The sequence below is a fragment of the Chitinophaga varians genome (assembly GCF_014529945.1).
In the GTDB taxonomy this organism is placed as follows: domain Bacteria; phylum Bacteroidota; class Bacteroidia; order Chitinophagales; family Chitinophagaceae; genus Chitinophaga; species Chitinophaga varians.
Map to the genome: position 1 here is coordinate 572,091 of NZ_JACVFB010000001.1, position 18,563 is coordinate 590,653.

General features: G+C 51.4%; 11 protein-coding genes. 9 read left to right on the forward strand and 2 right to left on the reverse strand.

Going from position 1 to position 18,563, the window contains the following annotated elements:
* The first annotated feature begins 11 nt into the window (after window positions 1-11).
* From ICL55_RS02320 to ICL55_RS02345, 6 genes are all read left to right on the forward strand, one after another.
* Window positions 12-1,088, forward strand: coding sequence for a sensor histidine kinase (locus tag ICL55_RS02320; protein WP_188094426.1), 1,077 nt, complete (start codon window positions 12-14; stop codon window positions 1,086-1,088).
* Window positions 1,085-1,840 carry a LytR/AlgR family response regulator transcription factor gene (locus tag ICL55_RS02325; protein ID WP_188094427.1) on the forward strand — a complete coding sequence of 252 codons (756 nt, stop codon included), beginning with the start codon at window positions 1,085-1,087 and terminating at the stop codon, window positions 1,838-1,840. Before ICL55_RS02320 ends, ICL55_RS02325 begins: the two co-directional genes overlap by 4 nt.
* A 79-nt stretch (window positions 1,841-1,919) precedes the next feature.
* On the forward strand, window positions 1,920-3,065 hold the full coding sequence (locus ICL55_RS02330; protein WP_188094428.1) for a trans-sulfuration enzyme family protein: 1,146 nt from the start codon (window positions 1,920-1,922) through the stop codon (window positions 3,063-3,065).
* 22 nt (window positions 3,066-3,087) lie between these two features.
* The gene (locus tag ICL55_RS02335; protein ID WP_188094429.1) at window positions 3,088-4,131 is read left to right on the forward strand and encodes an SMI1/KNR4 family protein; all 1,044 of its coding nucleotides are present in this window, start codon (window positions 3,088-3,090) and stop codon (window positions 4,129-4,131) included.
* Between the two features lie 33 nt (window positions 4,132-4,164).
* Window positions 4,165-4,863, forward strand: coding sequence for a hypothetical protein (locus ICL55_RS02340; RefSeq protein WP_188094430.1), 699 nt, complete (start codon window positions 4,165-4,167; stop codon window positions 4,861-4,863).
* Window positions 4,864-4,906: 43 nt separating this feature from the next.
* On the forward strand, window positions 4,907-5,263 hold the full coding sequence (locus tag ICL55_RS02345; protein WP_188094431.1) for a VOC family protein: 357 nt from the start codon (window positions 4,907-4,909) through the stop codon (window positions 5,261-5,263).
* Here the strand turns inward: ICL55_RS02345 and ICL55_RS02350 are convergent.
* A complete protein-coding gene (locus ICL55_RS02350) occupies window positions 5,256-5,729 on the reverse strand; it encodes a macro domain-containing protein (protein ID WP_188094432.1) in 474 nt (157 codons plus the stop codon). The genes ICL55_RS02345 and ICL55_RS02350 overlap by 8 nt on opposite strands.
* A gap of 242 nt (window positions 5,730-5,971) precedes the next feature.
* On the opposite strand from ICL55_RS02350, the gene ICL55_RS02355 reads away from it, so the two are divergent.
* Genes ICL55_RS02355 through ICL55_RS02365 form a run of 3 tightly spaced genes read left to right on the forward strand, consistent with a single transcriptional unit; the run spans window position 5,972 to window position 17,879 of the window.
* Complete coding sequence (locus tag ICL55_RS02355) at window positions 5,972-10,393, forward strand: hypothetical protein (protein ID WP_188094433.1); 4,422 nt, start codon at window positions 5,972-5,974, stop codon at window positions 10,391-10,393.
* A gap of 5 nt (window positions 10,394-10,398) precedes the next feature.
* Window positions 10,399-12,486 (forward strand): fibronectin type III domain-containing protein, encoded by a 2,088-nt coding sequence (locus ICL55_RS02360; protein WP_188094434.1) that lies wholly within the window; start codon window positions 10,399-10,401, stop codon window positions 12,484-12,486.
* A gap of 20 nt (window positions 12,487-12,506) precedes the next feature.
* Window positions 12,507-17,879 (forward strand): T9SS type A sorting domain-containing protein, encoded by a 5,373-nt coding sequence (locus tag ICL55_RS02365; protein ID WP_188094435.1) that lies wholly within the window; start codon window positions 12,507-12,509, stop codon window positions 17,877-17,879.
* Window positions 17,880-18,029: 150 nt separating this feature from the next.
* Here ICL55_RS02365 and ICL55_RS02370 read toward each other — a convergent pair whose 3' ends face one another.
* Window positions 18,030-18,419, reverse strand: coding sequence for a DoxX family protein (locus ICL55_RS02370; protein WP_188094436.1), 390 nt, complete (start codon window positions 18,417-18,419; stop codon window positions 18,030-18,032).
* Between the last annotated feature and the right edge of the window lie 144 nt (window positions 18,420-18,563).

Here is an 18,563-nt window from a genome sequence, read left to right on the forward strand (position 1 = left end):
TAAGGTATACTATGAACTTCCAGGAAAACGAACCTTTATTCTCCAGCAAACTGTTCCTGTATCTGTCCAGGATACTGGTATTATTCACTTTCAGCATCATCTTCAAATCTTTCGATCACACCTTTGTGAACGATTTGCGGGTAATGGATGTGAGAGGATGGACTTTCAGTGTGGTATATGTGATTTTCGGGCTGATCGTCTGGGAAGGGGCGGTATGGCTGGCCCGTATCCTGGAAAAGCGGATAGGAGGCGGCAGCGCTTCCCGGAGGCTGACCATCCTGTGCTGCGCGCTGATATTGTATGGTATGCTGGCAGCCGTTGGTTTCGGGTTCCTCTATGCCATCACCGACATCGTCCTGTTTCACCGTTATGAGGCCTGGCAGAGTTTTAAGCGACTGAGTTATGATCTCAACTTCGGTATCTTCATGTTCTACCTGCTGATACTGACGTTTAACGGAATTATCTATTATTACACCGCCTGGAAGGAATACCAGGTGCAGGCGGAGCGACTGAAACGCGAAAACATCCAGGCGCGCTATGATGCGCTGCGTAACCAGATAGACCCGCATTTCTTCTTCAATTCGCTCAGTGTGCTGACCAATCTGGTATATAAAAGCCCGGACCTGTCGGCCGACTATATCACGCAGCTGGCCAAGACCTATCGTTATATTCTGGACAAAAAGTTTGAGAACCTGGTCACTATACAAACGGAACTGGACTTTCTGGAGTCGTATCTCTTTCTGATGCGGATACGGCATCAGCAGAGCATACAGTTCGGGATCGATATAGAAGAGAAAATACGTAGCAAAGGGATGATACCGCCGGTATCGCTGCAGCTGCTGATCGAAAATGCGATCAAACATAACCGCTTTTCTTCCGCCGATCCGCTGGTGATCACCGTAAAACATGAAGACGGATGCCTGGTCGTATCTAATCATATCCGCCGCAAAGCCAGCACAGAGATTTCATCCGGGATAGGGCTGGAGAACATACAGAAACGTTACGCGCTGATCAGCGAACAGGGAATTGAAGTGTTACAGGTGAACGATATGTTTATTGTAAAAATTCCGATTATAACTGCCACATGAAGATAGTCATATTTGAAGATGAGATGCATAATGCCGAACGCCTGATACAACTGTTACGCCAATACGATCCGCGAATAGAAGTAGTAGCCGTGATAGAATCCGTTGCAGAAGGTATCAAATGGCTGGAGCAGGGTATCGCCGCAGACCTGATGATGATGGACATCCAGCTGTCGGACGGCAATTGCTTTGAGATGTTCAGTCAGGTGAAAGTGACAACGCCTATTATCTTCACTACCGCCTACGATGGTTTTGCCTTACAGGCTTTTAAGGTGAACAGCATCGACTATCTGATGAAGCCGATAGATACAGAGGAGCTGAAACGGGCGTTGCAGAAGTATGAACATTTCCGGCCTTCCGCCGCTACCGCCATCAGCATAGACAAGCTTGCCGAAGAGTTCATGAAACGTAACAGTACCCGCTTTATCGGTAAGATCAACAATCAGCTGGTATATGTGAAAGCGCAGGACATCGCTTACCTGCATTTCTCCAAAGGAATGACAGTGGCCACTACGGCCACGAACCAACGTTTTCCGCTGGACTATTCACTGGACCAGATAGAGAAGATGCTGGACCGCAACGTGTTTTTCCGGATTAACCGGCAGTTTATTATTCATATTGATGCCATCAAAAAAATAACGACCTATTACAATAGCAGATTAATTCTTCAATTAGCGCCTTATGTTGATACTGATGTTATTATTAGCCGTGAGAGGGTGGCGGAATTCAAGAACTGGCTTGAAGGCAAAAGCTAACGCTGTCAAGCAGTAGATACTGTAGCTTGTTTTCCTTTACGCTTTTGGGTAATTTTAGGAAGAACCAAAAGCAGCAGTCATGAAAAGCACCAGTACGTTATGTGTGCACCCACTGGAGCCGTCCGGTACCCTCGATGGAGCGGTTACCGCCGCTGTAATGCCCGCCGTGGCCTACGCCTATGCGGATACGGATACCCTTCGGTATCCGGGTTTTTCTTCCACTTATAATCAGCAACGGCTGGGGCAGATTGTCGCCAATCTGGAAAAAGGCAACTGGGGCATGGCTTACAGCTCCGGTATGGCGGCTATCAGCACCGCTATCCTGTCTTTCGCGCAACAGGGCGACCATGTGTTGTTTTCGCGCGACCTGTACGGTGGCACCTGGAAGCTGGCGGAACAGGAACTGCCCAAACGGGGTATCCGTTGCAGTTATGCCGGTAATACGCTCGCTGAATTTGAGGCGAACCTGAGTAAACATACGAAAGTGATCTACCTCGAAACGCCCGCTAATCCGTTGCTGAGCATTGTACCGTTGAAAGCCATCGCCTCGATGGCTGCCAGCAAGGGTATTGTGACTATTGTGGACAATACTTTTGCCACACCGCTCAATCAGCAGCCTTTGCTGCTGGGGATTGATATCGTGGTGCACAGCGGTACCAAATACCTGGGCGGCCACAACGACCTGCCTTTCGGCGTGCTGGTATCTGCCCATGCAGAACATCGTGACCGCATCATGGATACCGCCAAAATGTACGGCGGCTCACTGGCGCCACAGGAGTGTTACCTGGCAGAGAGGAGCCTGAAAACGCTGTCGCTGCGGGTGCAGCAACACAATGCCAATGCGCTCTCGCTGGCCGAATACCTGTCTGTTTGCCCGGAAGTAGGGCAGGTGTTTTACCCCGGACTGCCTACCCATCGTGATTATCTGCTGGCCTGTGATCAGATGACCGCCTTCGGCGGGATGTTGTCGTTTGAGCTGAATACTACCCCCGATAAGCTGGACGCTTTCCTGGATCACCTGGAGCTGATCAGGCCGGCGCTGAGCCTGGGCGGCGTAGAGAGTCTTATTTGCCAGCCTTCTACTACCTCGCATCGCGCGTTGTCGGCTGCTGCCCGGCAGGAACTGGGCATCGCCGATAATCTGCTGCGGCTGTCTGCCGGCATAGAAGACGTGGCCGACCTGAGAGCAGACATAGAACAGGCGATGCGCCGCGCCGGCATTTGATATATGTCGTACCTTGCGGCACATGAGAAATACTTTGGTTAACCTGACCGACACCTTGTTTGCAGAAACGGATGGCAACAAATTCGCTACCCTGAAAGATAAGCTCATTCGCAGCTACGCCGGTAAAGACCGGCCGGCAGTGATCGAAACACTCATCCGTTATACCCGGGAAGGCCGGTTGCTGCACTGGCGCGCATTCCTGATGACAGACATCATCCGGCTGACAGCCCCCGGTGAAAATACATGGCGCCCTTTCTTTGAATGGGCCCTGACCGAACCCTCCCTTACTTATTGGGCAACAGACGGCCTGCTGAAAACAGCCGGTCATGAAGCATATCCCTCCCTCGTAGCCTTGGCAGCAAAAGAAGAGCTGCCGACAGCGCAACGTGCCAAAGCGGTGAAAAGCCTGGCGATGTACAGCCGCCAGCCGTTCGACAGAGAACTGCCTTCCGACCCGGGCTACTGGAAGCCGGAACAGCTGCGGCTGGCTGAACTGATAGCGTGGCAGGAGCAGGGATACCCCGACGGGGCCGGATATGCGCCGCCGCAGGTACATCCGTCGCTGCTGCATCCAGGCAATGATTTCGAGCAACTGATGGCGAAACTGGACAAGTTACTGGAGAAAAAACGCCGTAAAAATAAAGATCACGCCAACCCGTCAGACTGGCTGGTGATGGCCGATGAAAAGGATATAGCGTACATCCGTGAACGTTGGTCGCTGCCTGCGGTCTACACTACCTTTCTGCAATATTATTCCCCCCTGAAAGTAACGCTCGCCGGACCGGATTTTGTGGAAGGGCTTTCCCTGTACGGCGCCCGTGAACTGGCGGAGCGGCAGGGCGGTTATGCCTACAATGCCGTTACCGGAGAAAGCCTGGCTGACTGGCCCCCGCACCTGTTGGTGATAGGCGATGACGGCGCCGATCCGTATTGCCTGGACCTTTCAGCTGTTAAAGACGGGGATGCCCCGATATATACTGCCCCACATGGCCAGGGTGCCTGGGAGTTCGGGAGGTATGCAGAAAATTTTATGGCGTTGATCACAAAACTTGTTAACGGTAAATAATAACTGCTACCTTTAGGGGATACCTGTGTAAATATGCGCTGTGCCTTGTTTTGCTGGCTGCTGCTGCTAATGGCTTGTAACGGTCATTCCCGTACGAATTCTGCATTGTTCCCATATGATTCCGGATATCTCCGGAAGAGAGAAGTATTGCCATTCCTCGCTGTTAACCATCTGACCGATAGTTCCGCGGAAATCTGGCGGGACTACGATAACACCGATATCCTGGGTAAATACTACCGCTTACCGGCAGGGAATGTCATCGCCTGTTTGAAAGAAGTGGGCGCAGATAGTCATTGGCTGCTGGAAATTAATTCGTACGATAGCGTCCTTAGAAAAGAACGTTACTTTCATGGGATGTACCCGGCTTGTTGGGATGGCTTCGATGGCTTCACTAAAACAGGTGATTGTTATTTCCTGAAAATATGTGGTACCGGCAGCGGATTTTCTTCATCGAACGTATACGTTTTCCGGCATGTAACGGCGCAGGACAGCCTTCACCATATTTTGGAAGCTGCCTGGAGCAGACAGGCGGGCGAGATCAGCAGTCTTACCAGTATACGTGAGTTGAAAAGCGATACGTTACGGATGTATTATACCCTGATAAAATGGAGGGACGAAGAAGATATACCGATATTAGGAGACACCGCGCGTTTTGCGGTTACCTACGTTAATGATCGTCGGGGATGGCATGCGTTGGACAGCACCTTTCTCAATAGTGATATTCCCAATTAAAGCTAAATTTTCTAGGTGCCGTAGCTTAAATAAGTAAAGTGCTATGACTGTTTTACAACTCCTTGTCGTCAAAACCAACCAGCCCGATCAACTCGCTGCTTTTTACACGCAGCTGGGGATCGAATTTGAATACCATCGTCACGGTAAAGGACCCTTTCATTACGCGAGTAAGAATGGTACACCTGTGATGGAAATTTACCCGCTGCCTGCCAGTGTGACTGTACCGGACAATACCACCCGCCTGGGCTTCGCGGTGCCCCGACTGGATGCACTGATTGCCCGGTTGCAGGAATTACAGATGACGGTATTAACGATGCCGGTGAAAACGGAATGGGGCTATGCGGCCGTAGTACAGGACCCTGACGGCCGGAAAGTGGAACTAACGGAAACCCCTAGTTGAAATCATAGACGGTTACTTCAATGCCTTTATCTGCCAGTTCCTGTTGAATAATAGGTGCTATTATATCCCAGGTACCGCCGGCCAGGCCGCAACCGATGCGAGGCATGTGGACCGCCGCCTGGTGCGTAGCAGCAAAAACCGCCACCTGCCGCAGGCCCTCCCGGATGGCTTCATAACGAACAGGAGGGAGGCCATTTTTTGCGTTGGTGATTTTATGCTGACCGATCACATTTGCTACCCATAGGCGTGGCTCTACCGCCACCAACTGCGCATTGCCGAGCGCGAAGTCCTCTCCGGAAGCATACCACTCACGGAACTGTTTTTCCGGCTCCGGCCAACGGGCAGATACCGCCAGTACAAATCCCTTCCCCCAACGCCCGATGTCATTACAGATATGGACAATGATGTTGTTACCGTCGCCAGCTGGCTGCGTGGCGTCTCCTTGGATGTACCGGATACTACTCATGGGTTATACAATTACTTTGCGTCAAAAGTACGTTAACGAAAGGATAATTCCAAAACCTCTTCCGGACCTATCTTCCCGCCACAGCTATCGTCTGGTAATCGTTTAGCCGACACCGGTATTAACATATGCCCCAAGCCTGCTTCTGATAAACGAATTAAAAAAATGTTTAATTATAAAAAATAATATATATTTGAACATAATACCGTGAAATAAACATTTTTAAGGGCCTATCCCGTTGACCAATGTTCAAGAACATCCCTAACCCTGTCCCTGCACTGTCGCTATGGTTGCTGGCGCTGTTACTGTTATGCCTCCAACCCGGTTATGCTGCTGTTACCGATTCCTCCTATATATCGCCCGTGGCCGACACTGCTCAGAAAGCTGATGTGGTGGACTATGTACAGGGTGTCTTCAAAAAAATCAAGGAGAAAGGCCGTTATGTAAATGCGCTCAGCGCGGAGGAAATGGGTAGCCTGCCGGTAGGCCTGGTGAGGGAGATCAACGGGAAAATTTATGTGATCGCGATCGACAGCGCCCGCATGACGCCCTCCGGCGCTTATTTTAACGCCTATTTCCGGTTTACCTTCCCCGGCACCAACAGTGAACTGATATTCGGCGCCAAAAACGTGCTTTTCACACCAGGAGGCATCGCTGCCTCAGGATCTACCAAAATGGTGCTGCTCAAACAAAAAGACATCTCTATCAATGACCACCTCGATCTGATATTCCCCGGTGACGGTACCAACTACGTAGAATGGGACTGTAACGGTTTTCGTGCTGCTAACCTGAGCGGCATTTTTGAGTTTGATAAAAGCTGGCTGCAACCGGAAGACAAGAATACCGACAAACTGCGTGCAGCCATGCAGGTGAATGTGCACGATCTCAATAATATTATGGCCAGCGTGGACATTCCCGCTTTCCACATCAACGGGCTGAAAGACTTCAGCTTTAAAGTGAAAAACGCGACGGTCGACATGAGCGATATCGCCAACCCTGCCGGACTGAAGGTAACCGGTGACATGCTCACGGACCCGGGCAACCCGCTGCTGTGGAGAGGCTTTTATTTACAGGAGCTGGAAGTAGGACTGCCACAACAGCTGGCCACACAAAAGGGACGCCCCAAAGTAGCGGTCACCAATTTTATCCTCGATGATCAGGGGGTAAGCGGCGCTATTACTGCTGAAAATATTCTCCCGCTGGGAGATGCCAGCGCAGGCGGCTGGCCTTTGTCTGTCGATAAAATCGGTCTCTCCTTCAGTAAAAACAAACTCAATGGCGGAGAGCTCGCCGGTCTGTTACAGGTAGACTTTCTGGGAGATGCCCCATTGGGCTATGATGCCTCGGTGAGTATGCGCGGCAGCGACACCTATTATTCTTTCGCCGTAAGGACCACCGCCGAGAAAAAGTATAAGTTCTTTGCCGGAGAAATTACGCTCGATAAAAACAGCCGTATCCAGATCACCAAAACAGAAAAGGATTTTGTGCCGATGGCGGTGCTAAACGGAAAAGTGACCCTGAACCAGCGTTTCCTCAATGTCAACAATATCAGTTTCCAGGAGCTGACCTTGTCCACCCAGAAACCTTATGTGCACAGCGGTACCTTCGATATCTCCAATACAGGCGATTCCAAAATGGGAGGCTTCCCGCTGGGATTTGAAAATATCAGTATAGGCATCTCCGAAGGAAAAATCGGTATAGGCGCCACCGTGAAGCTCAATTTCATGAACTCCAGCGACAAGGGCTTCAGCGGTAAAACCTCTTTTGTGGTAACGGCGGCACAGCAGGAAGAAACCCAGTCGGTGACTGTCGATGGTTCCGTGATTCAAAAAACCAGGACCCGCTGGAAACTGGACAAGATAGCCGTAAATGATATAGACCTCACCGTTAAAGTGATGGCGTTTTCCATGCACGGTATCCTCACTATCTTCGATGATCATCCGGTGTATGGCAACGGCTTCCGCGGTATGTTGGACTTCTCCATTCCCGGCCCTATTCCCAAAGCTAAGGCCAACGCCTACTTCGGTTCCAAAGACGACTATCGCTACTGGCACGTGGACGCCTATATCGGTGTAACCATCCCTATCGGTATGTTGCAGATCACGGGCCTCATGGGCGGCATGTCTTACCATATGGAACGGCCCTCCAACTTTGATCCTTATGAGTCCCGCAACGCAGTGGACCAAAAGGGCGGCCTCAAAGACGTCTCTGAAATATTTCCGTATGTGCCTACCCGTGATGCCGGCCTCGGCTTCATCGGTGGCGTATCACTGGCCTTCGTACAGGAAATGGTGGTCAACGCCAATGTGGCGCTGGAAGTGCAATTCGGCACCGACGGCGGTTTCCGCTACGCCCAGTTCGATGGAGCAGGGTATGTGGTGCATCCGGCGCTGAAAGCCAAAAACAAAGAAGACGCGAAAGAAGATGTATCTGCGCCGGTATGGGTGAAGTTCAAAATGCGTTACGATAACGTGAACAGCACCTACGATGCCAGCTTTAAAACCTATATCAATATTGCCGGTGTCTTGCGGGGCATCAACGAAAATGGCCTGGTAGGCGAGGCGGCCTTCCACATGGCGCCCAATGAATGGTGGTTCTACATCGGCCGCCCTTCGCAGATGTTCGGCCTCAATATCCTCGGACTGGCAGAGATCAAAACCTATTTCATGATGGGCAGCAAAGTGGAAGACATGCCGCCGGTACCGCAGGAAGTGAGCGAGGTATTTGATAAGGTGAACACCAACTTCATGGCCATGGAAAACTCCATGAGCAAAGGCGGTGGCTTCGGATTCGGCGCACATTTCCGGGCTGGTTTCTCTTTCGACTTTGGCGTGTATGGCGAGTTTGCCCTCGGCGCCGGAACAGACATCCTGTTGCGCAACTACGGCGAAGCCAGATGTAAAGGCAGTAACAGCGTGATTGGTTTTAACGGTTGGTACGCTTCCGGTCAGGCTTATGTGTTTGTGAAAGGCGATGTGGGCATCCGCGTAAAAATATTTGGTAAAAAGAGAGGCTTCTCTATCGCTAAACTATCGGCCGCCGTGCTATTACAGGCTAAACTGCCCAACCCTAGCTGGTTCCGCGGCATGGTAGGGGTTAAATACTCCGTACTGAGCGGGCTGGTGAACGGTACGGCCAACATCAAAATAGAACTGGGGTCACAATGTGAACTCATCGGGGCCAAAGAACTGAACGTAGTAGTGATCAGCGATATCAAACCGGGTGATCAGAACAACGATGTGAGCGTCTTCGCCACGCCGCAGGTGGCCTTTAATATGGCCGTGGGCAAACCGTTCAGTATGATGAATGAATTTGATGAAGTGGCTACCTATCGTATCCAGCTGGATGAACTGAAGCTAATGAAAGAGCAGACGGAGATCAAAGGCACTACGGAGCTGGCGTCAGATGGTTCTTCTGCTTCACTCACCCTGCGTGATATCCTGCCGCCGAAAAGCACGCTCACCGCTTCTGCGAAAGTACATATCGACCGGCAGAATGGCGGCAGCTGGGATGCGCTGAAAAACGGCAATAACATCGACTATGAAACAAAATCGGCTACTTTCACCACCGGTGAAGCCCCTGATTATATTCCATGGGAAAACGTGGCCTATGCCTATCCGGTGAAACGTCAGTATAACCTGCTCCCGAGAGAATACGGTAAAGGCTATATTAAATTAAAACGCGGTCAGCCTTATCTCTTTGCTGAAGTTGACGGCTCCGGTAAAAAATGGAAAGTCACAGCGGCAATGGCTACGGCACAGGGCCAGTCAACGGACGTGCCGGTATCCTACACAGAGAACACCGCGGAAATAGGCTTTGATATCCCGGCCAACCTGGCCCGGGAAACGATCTATAGTTTCAATATCAACCGCGCATCTCTCGATGGTGAAGCGGCGGCGGCTAACGTTGTCACCAAAAAAACGACGACCATCAGTGAAGAAGGGGATACCACCACCTTCTCCCAAAAAATGCTGAAAGGCAACGCCAGCTCAGCGGTGACCAAAGAAGTGATCAGCTATAACTTCCGCACCAGCCGCTACGGCACCTTCGCCGAGAAGATGAATGCCACTACAGATCCGCGTGACCTCTTCGACGTGGCCACTAACTACATCAGCGTCATCGGACAACGTTTCGATGCGGTGGAAACCTTCGATAAGTTTGAGCTGGAAGGCGACGGGTCTTTCTCCACCAAACCGTTGGTAACCCTGCGGGCCGGTACCAACAACGGCTGGCTGCAAAATCAGCTGATGCCGCTGCTGTATAACAATTATCCGTTCCATCCCTCTATCAATATCACCCGCGATCTGAACGTCACGGGAGGCATACCGCCACTCGAAGCCGTCAGATTGTATAACAACGATATTGCCGCCTATAAACTGGAAGATAGCCATATCAACGATGGCTACGCCCCCGCGAAGGCTGGCCGCTGCCGCTTTATGTATTACGTTTCCTTTGTAGCCAACGACGACTATCATGAGTTGCTCAACAAAGCAAACCGTTATTATATCAGCGGAGGACAGGCCACACCGGCCATCAGCAGACTGATGACATCACTGTTCCCCGACCTGCAGGGCAACCAGTTCTACCCGGTAGAACTGCAATACCGGCTGCCGGGAAAGAACAATATAACATCTACCATTACACGAAGCATTTACTATAAATTATAATATCGATGTACCGTAAATTTTTTACCGGTTTGTTATCTGTGAGTTTGTTGCTGATGGGTTATGGGCACACCCGTGCGCAGCAACAACAAAGTGAGCACCGTATTGTGGGCATAGCAAATCCCAAGCCCGGCAAAATCCAGCTGCGCTGGTCGCCCGCCGGATACATCGCCTGGGAGATCGGTAACAAGTACGGCTATACGGTAGAACGTTTCACCACCTCGGTCAACGGTGTGCTGGTCCCTCATCCCCAGCCGGTGCTGTTGACTACGCAACCGCTGAAACCTTATACGCTGCAACAGATGGAGGCCGCTGCCCGCAAGGAGGAGCGTATTGCTGCTATCGCGGAACTCATCTATGGCGAAGGCGGAAAAAAGGTGAAGCCGGAAGAAGGTATCGGTTCCTGGTTTGAAAACCAAAGCCAGAACGACTGGCGTATGAGCATGGCCCTGTTGAGCTGCGACCTGTCTGTGGCCACCGCCAGGGCTGCCGGCCTTTTTCTGGAAGATAGCACTGTCCGCCCGGGAGAGCGATATGCCTATCGTATCAGTGTGGCACAGCAACCGAAAAACCTGGTCATTGATACGGCGATTGTGGTAACAGCACTTAACGAAACGGTGCTGCTGGTGCGGCCGCCGGAGCTGGCCATCGTTTGCGCAGATAGTACCGCCACACTCGGCTGGCTCACCAACCTGACCCGGGGTATGTATTCCGCCTACGTAGTAGAACGGGGTACCGACGGTAAAACATTCCGGCCGGTGAGTGATCTGCCTATACTGCCTACCGCACCGGATGCTGCCGGTTTTTCCTACTATCAGGACTCGTTACCCGATAATGATGTTAAATACTATTACCGCGTGAAAGGGATCACGTCTTTCGGGGAATATGGTCCGTACTCGCAGGTGGTGATCGGGATGGGCATTCCGGCAGTAGCAGAAAGGCCCATCATGGACACCATCATCGTCATTGAAAATAAAAAGATTGAATTGCGCTGGTTGTTGCCCGGTGATCTGGCCAAAAACCTGGCTTCCATTGTGGTCACCCGCTCAGACAAAGGGAGTGGCCCCTTCCTGCCCATCGCTACTTTTAAGACAGACAAGGCGCCGGTATATAGCTATATCGATCCCAGGCCCATGAACACCAACTATTATAAGATTAAGGGCATCACTAAAAGAGGCAAGGCAATTTATTCCTTCCCGTATTTCGCGCAACTGATAGACAGCATCCCGCCGGACATGCCAAAAGGGTTGGCCGGTACTGTGGATTCTACGGGTGTTGTTACACTGAAATGGGACAATAATACAGAACAGGACCTGAAGGGGTACCGCGTGTTCAGAGGCAACAGCGCAAAAGAGGAATTTACCGAGGTGACACAGGAAATCCTTTCCGTGCCTGCCTTTACAGACACTATCACCCTGCATACGCTGACATCGAAAGTGTATTACAAGGTGATAGCGCTGGATAAGAACTATAACACCTCCGCCTATACGCCGGCACTGATATTGAAGCGGCCGGATACCATTGCTCCATCCGCGCCTGTATTCACCAGGGCGCTGCGCTCCGATAGCCTGAAAGCCGCCGTGTTGCAATGGCACAATAGTACCAGCGAAGATGTGGTGAAATACACGCTTTATCGCATTCATACCAAAGACAGCAGTCGCCGTGAAATAGCAGGATGGGATAGTGCTCATCTGCGCGAATCCTATACCGATACCGCGTTGGTGTTGGGCAATACCTATTTCTATGAACTGGTAGTGTCTGATGATAGCGGGAACAAATCCAAAGACATCAGTGGAGATATCTGGTTTGAAACAGGCAGGCGTCCGGCGGTGAAAGGCTGGAAAGGTGCGGTGGATATGGAAAAGAAACAGGTGGTGTTGTCCTGGGAGTATGAGCAGCCGGATGTAAAACAATACCGAATTTACCGGGCTAAAAATGATGCACCGTATATCCTTTACCGTACGGTAGAAGGAACCACTCATCAGGCAGTAGACGATGAAATAATGGTAGGCAATATTTATAAGTACAAAATTACGGCGGTGCTGAAAGGCGATGCTAAAGCTGAGATGAGCAGGGAGGTGTCCCTCAAATACTAATATCTGAATATTGTAGTACTATGTTTCGTTTCCCTCATTTCCTATATTTACTGGTACTTGCGCTGTCGTGTACCAGCCAGCTTCTCTATGCGCAGGCCCTGTCAGAGACAGTATATGTATTTGGTGATATCCCAAATGGGGGTACCAATCTGGGTACCCTGGGCTTAAGGTCGCGAGGGCAGATACTTCCATTTTACCGGCATTCCTCCTGGGGGCCGCTGATCGTCAGTGTAGGGGTGAAACAAGGCCCTCCGTATGATGTAACGGAGAATAATAATAGTATAGGATCGTTGACGGAGCGTGACATTTACCCGGTCACTGGTGAAGATATCAGGTCATCCGTACCGTTTTACGGTGCATACCAGGTGAATGGTACTTTTTCTGCCAGGTGGTCGTATGCGATGATTGCCCCGAAACCTATTGTAGTGATCACCGACGCCTCTTCTCAAATTTGTGCTACAACGAAAGTCAGACTTCAGTCTTCCCAGAACTGGCCTCTCTTCTCAGATGATTATGTAAGTACAGCTGTCATATGGGAGTACGCTGTTAATAACAGTGCTATGTGGAAGGAATTGAGCGCTGTAGAAACGGAGGGCCGGTATTACCTGCACCATTTTACGGGAGAAGATATACCGGAAGTAACAAATAGCATGGTGAATCTTCGTTTTCGCTGCCGGGTGAGAGCAACGTATGGTGATAGCACTTATTATTCTCCTTATTCCCAGGAAACTACCAACTATACTTTTTTACCTGCCGCACCCAAGGTAGATGTCACAAAAGTGCAAGTCCTGCCCTCCTGCGTGGGTGAGGCTACAGGTAAAGTCATCATTCCGGGCAGTGCTATTAGCAGCGGATTTTCTTCCCTCCGCTGGCTGTTGCGGCCGGGCAACGTTACGGTTCCCTGCGACCCGGACCTGTCCGGCGGCGGTTCCGGTTGTGGTGATATTATAGACTGGAGCAATGGTAATGTGCCGGTGTCAGGCGGTATAACGGTAAATAATGTACGAAAAGGTACTTATACTTTATGGGTGATCAACCCTTCAGGGACGGCAGGCAGTTGTTATAGTCCCATTCCGGTGGAGGTGACGGAACTGCCGGCACTGGCAGCCAGCCAGGACGTGGCACAGTCGGCCAACCCGGCCTGCTTTGGCGCCAGCGATGGTAAAATTACCCTCACTGCTTCCGGTGGAAACGCTGCCAGTGGTTATTTTTTTACCCTGAAACAAAACGGCAATGTGATACGTGCACCGCAACAGGCATCCGGTAATAGTTTTACCTGGACTGGTTTGCCTGCCGGCAATTATACGGGAGAAGTGAAAGACGGCGCCTGTGCTCCGGTGATTCCGGTAGCTGTTCAACTCACACAACCGCCACAGGTAAAGGGGCAACTCACTCCGCAACATCCCACCTGCCTCTTCCCCGGTAATGGCAGTATCAGTGTGATGGCCGGTCCTGGGGTGACTAACTACCGGTATCAATTGTATAAAGGTGCTTCCCTGTTGCAACAGAGCGCTGTCACCACTTCCCAAAGTTATACTTTCGCCGGGCTTGGTAATGGCGACTATACGGTGGAAATACAGAATATGGATTATCCGGCCTGTACAGGGTGGAGTGGTGCCGTAAGCCTGAATGCCGTACCCTCGTTGACGTTAACACAGGAGGCACTCAACATGGTGACCTGCTTTGGCGGCAGTGATGGCTCACTGCAATACTCCGCTGGCGGCGGAGCGGGCAACTATATCTTTATGCTACAACGCACCGGTATGCCTACGGTGAGTAATAGCACCGGTACTTTCAACGGATTAATAGCCGGCGACTATACCGTTACCGTACAGAATAATATCGCCGGTTGTACTGATGCTACGTCTCAGACCATTACCATCAGCGAACCGGCACTGCTGCAAGTGAGCCTGCAAACAATTCATATCAGCTGTCACGGCGCGCAGGATGGTATTGTAAAAGCATGGGCCAGTGGCGGGTCCGGCTTCTATACCTACAAGTGGGAACAATTGAAGGCCGGTGTATGGACTACCAGTCCTTTCTGGTTTGACAGTGATATCCAAATAGATGCCCTGAGTGCCGGTACTTATCGTGTAACCGTTGCCGATAGTAAGTCCGCCAACTGCTCCGTATTATCCGGCGTGGTCACCATTACAGAATTGCCGGCCTTACAATCCGGGAGCGTGCTGATCACGCCGGCTGTTTGCCTGACAGACGGTGCGGCTATCAACATCTCCGCTACGGGAGGAGATAATACTTATACTTATTTCTTTACCCAGAACGGTGCCGACTATACGGCCTTTACACCAGGCGCCAGGGTACATACCGCTGGTAGCTACCGTTTCCGTATCAGAGATGGCAAAGGTTGTACATTGGACCTGCCGAATGCCTATGATATAAGCCTGCCTGCAGCGGCGTTGGGTTTCACCACACAGCTATCGGCGTACAATGGTTTTCAGATTTCCTGTAACGGTGCGGCGGATGGTAAAATCACAGTGCTGGCGGCCGGTGGTAACGGTGGCACCTATACGGGGTATCAATATAAACTGAACAATGGCGCGTATCAGCCGGTTAACATATTCACCGGTTTAACAGCGGGGACTTATACGATCAGTGTAAAAGATGCCCGTGGCTGTGAAACTTCCGGCAACGTAATATTAACAGAGCCGCAAATGAGTGTCCAGGTCACCAAACAGGATGTGACCTGCTTCGGCCAGTCTACCGGCAGCATCACCACCCATATCGTGGGCGGCGCTGCGCCTTACCGGTGGCAGCTCAACGGCGCCACCATCACCGGCGCTACGGCGAATAATCTGCCGGCGGCCAATTATACGCTGCATGTCACTGACGCTAACGGCTGTACGAAAGATACAACGCTGACGATCATGCATCGCTATCCGGCGCTGGCCTTCGCGACTGCCACGGTAACGGACATATCCTGTTTCGGCACACAGGGTAGCATTGCCATAAATGCCACAGGCGGAGATGGAGGATATCAATACTGGCTGAGCAATGACAACTGGGCCACGTCTCAGTCTTATGCCAGCGGGGCAGCACTGCATGCCGGTGTTTACGCCCTGAAGGTGACAGACAACCATGGTTGTAGCCTCGGCTATAACAATCCCCTTACTATTACGGCTCCGCCGGCAGCACTGTCGCTCTCGGGTGTATTGTCGGACTACAATGGCTATAACATTTCCTGTGCCGGCGGCGACAACGGCGCTGCGCAGTTGACGGCTGCGGGTGGTAACGGGGCTGCCTATAATGGCTATACGTATGCTATCGACAATCATGTTTTTGGTCCCGCTGCGCAGTTCACGGGTATCAAAGCCGGCGCGCATGTATTTAAAGTGAAAGATGGACGGGGATGTGTGGCCACGCAAAATTATACCTTTACAGAATCAGCACTGGCGTTGAGTATACAGCTGGTGGGCAAACAAGATGTCCGCTGTGCAGCGATGCCCGGCGGCAGCATCACCGTTGCCGGCGCCGGTGGTACCGGTGCTTTGCAATACAGCCTGAATGGCACCGATTGGCAGGCCAGTCCGGTGTTTTCCGGCCTCACAGCCGGTAACTATACGGTCACGGTGAGGGATGCCAATAGTTGTGGTAACACGCTGGCGGTACAGGTGCTGTCGGTGAATCCGGCTATTACCATAGACAATATTACACGAAACGATGTCGTTTGTTTCGGCGCCTCCGGAACGATACAGCTACAGGCACATGGTGGTAGCGGTCAACTGATCAGTGAATATGCGCTTAACGGTACTGACTATATGCCATTTACCAATACAACGCCACTGAAAGCAGGTAACTACACCATCCGGGTAAAAGATGCCATTGGGTGTTATTCCCCGGTGAGTGATGTAGTGGCTGTCACTGCGCCTTCTGCGCCACTGACCACAACTGCTACCGTTACGGATTATCATGGAAAGCAGATATCCTGTTATGGTTTGTCAGATGGCGCTTTCAGCTTGACCGCCGCTGGTGGCAATGATGGCGGCTATCAGGGATATCTGTACAGTATTAACGGTGGCGACTATACGGTACAGTCTCAATACACCGCTATGCCTGCCGGCAATTATGCGGTTAAAATAAAAGACGGTCGTGGTTGCGAAATCACTAAAAACATCGTCCTTCAGCAGCCCGCTGCCCCTGTATCATTAACCGTATCTGACATTACGCATCTGGCCTGCGGCGGTATTCCTACCGGTAGTATTACGTTGCAGACAACCGGTGGTACTACCCCGTATGCCTATACGATGAATAACGGAACACCACAAGCCTCACCGGTATTTGGGGCGCTACTGTTGGGAGACTACACCCTGGCGGTAAAAGACGTGAATGGTTGCGCAGCAACGGCGGTCACCATGGTAAAAGAAATGTATCCACCGGTGACGGCCACGGCTACGGTAACACCGGTACGTTGCTATGGGGAGGCCAACGGTGCTATTATGTTGCAGTCCTCCGGTGGCGATGGCAACTACAGCTACCAGTGGAGCAATGCAGGTGTAAGTGGCGCACAGGCACAGCACATGACCGCAGGTAATTATAGCGTCAAAGTAACGGATGGCAAAGGCTGCAGCCAGTCTTACAGCTACGAGGTAGCGCAACCGGCTGCCCTGGGTCTGGTGGTTACCGGTTCACAAATATGCGACGGCTTAGAAGATGGTACAGTGGAAGCTATTGTACAGGGTGGCACGCTGCCTTATCAATACGCCCTGAACAACGGCACATGGACGGGCAATAACCACTTTGCCAACCTCGGGGCAGGGGAGTATACGCTGCGAGCACAGGATGCACGTGGCTGCAGCGCCAGCGGTACAACGGCCATCACTAAACGAAATGTGCAGCCGGATGTGAACTTCCTCGTCGCTTCCCGGAAAAATGCCTACGATACGCTGGTGATCAGGGAAATCAGCCTCCCTGCACCGGACTTCGTCAGCTGGACATTCGATCCGCGCACTACGCTGCTGGGCTACGACCGCGGTGCGCCATTGATCAGATTTACCACGGCAGGTTCCTACTGGGTGGCCATGAAAGCCACCTTCGGAGAATGTACTTATCAGCTGCGCAAGGATATTCAGATCAACGACTATGATCCGCTCGCCGGCCCTTCGTTCAGTGTGCCCGTGTCCGTGATAGATACCGTGATGTTGTCGCCCAATCCGAATGATGGCAATTTCCGTTTCCAGATAAAACTGAAACGCAAACAACAGGTGATGGTGTCTGTCTTCGACCTGAACGGGCGTATCCTGGCTAAACAGCCCTATAGTCCTGCTTTACAGATAGATGACCGCATTGCACTGGGAAGTGTCAATAATGGTATCTTCATCCTGCGGGTGGTGGCCGAAAATGAAAGCAGAGATGTACGGTTTATCATCAACCGCTGACCGATTTGAATCTGTGGGAATATCTATACCCCGCATGGCCTGCCAGGAAGCATGAGCCGCTGATCAGTGGTACAGGAAAGGGAAAAACGACCTTTGGCAGAAAGCCCCTGTCGCAAAGCCATCACTCTGCGACAGGGGTTTTCTGTATGATCAGGCAACGGACAAATGCGCGCGTCCGCTTTCCTTTAGTTTTTTGTGATGATAAATATAGGAGCCTGCCAACACGCCATAGAAGATGATAATAGGCCAGGCGGAAGCGCCTTCGCCAATGGAGATACTGGAATAAAAGGCGCCGGTGATATCATATACCAGGCCTGCATATGCCCACTCTTTCAGTCGCGGATGCCCCGGCGTTACAATGGCAATAACAGCCAGCAGCTTAGCAATGCCCAGGAAAGGCAGCAGATACATCGGGTAACCGAGGTGCTGAAAAACGGCTTTGGCTTCCGCTACGGAGAGGACGTCCGGTATGGCAGACATGGTGATGCCCACCGCTAACAGACCCGTGAAGATCCAATAGAGAACAGTTGTTTTTTTCATGTGATAGCTGTTTATAGGTGTTTCAAGATAACAGTGTTGTAGTTGCTCCAGCTGTACCTCACAATAATGCTCCCGCCCTTTTTGCCGCATCTCGTCTTATAAATATGCAACCTTTTGGTTGTATAATAAAATTTTTCCGGGATA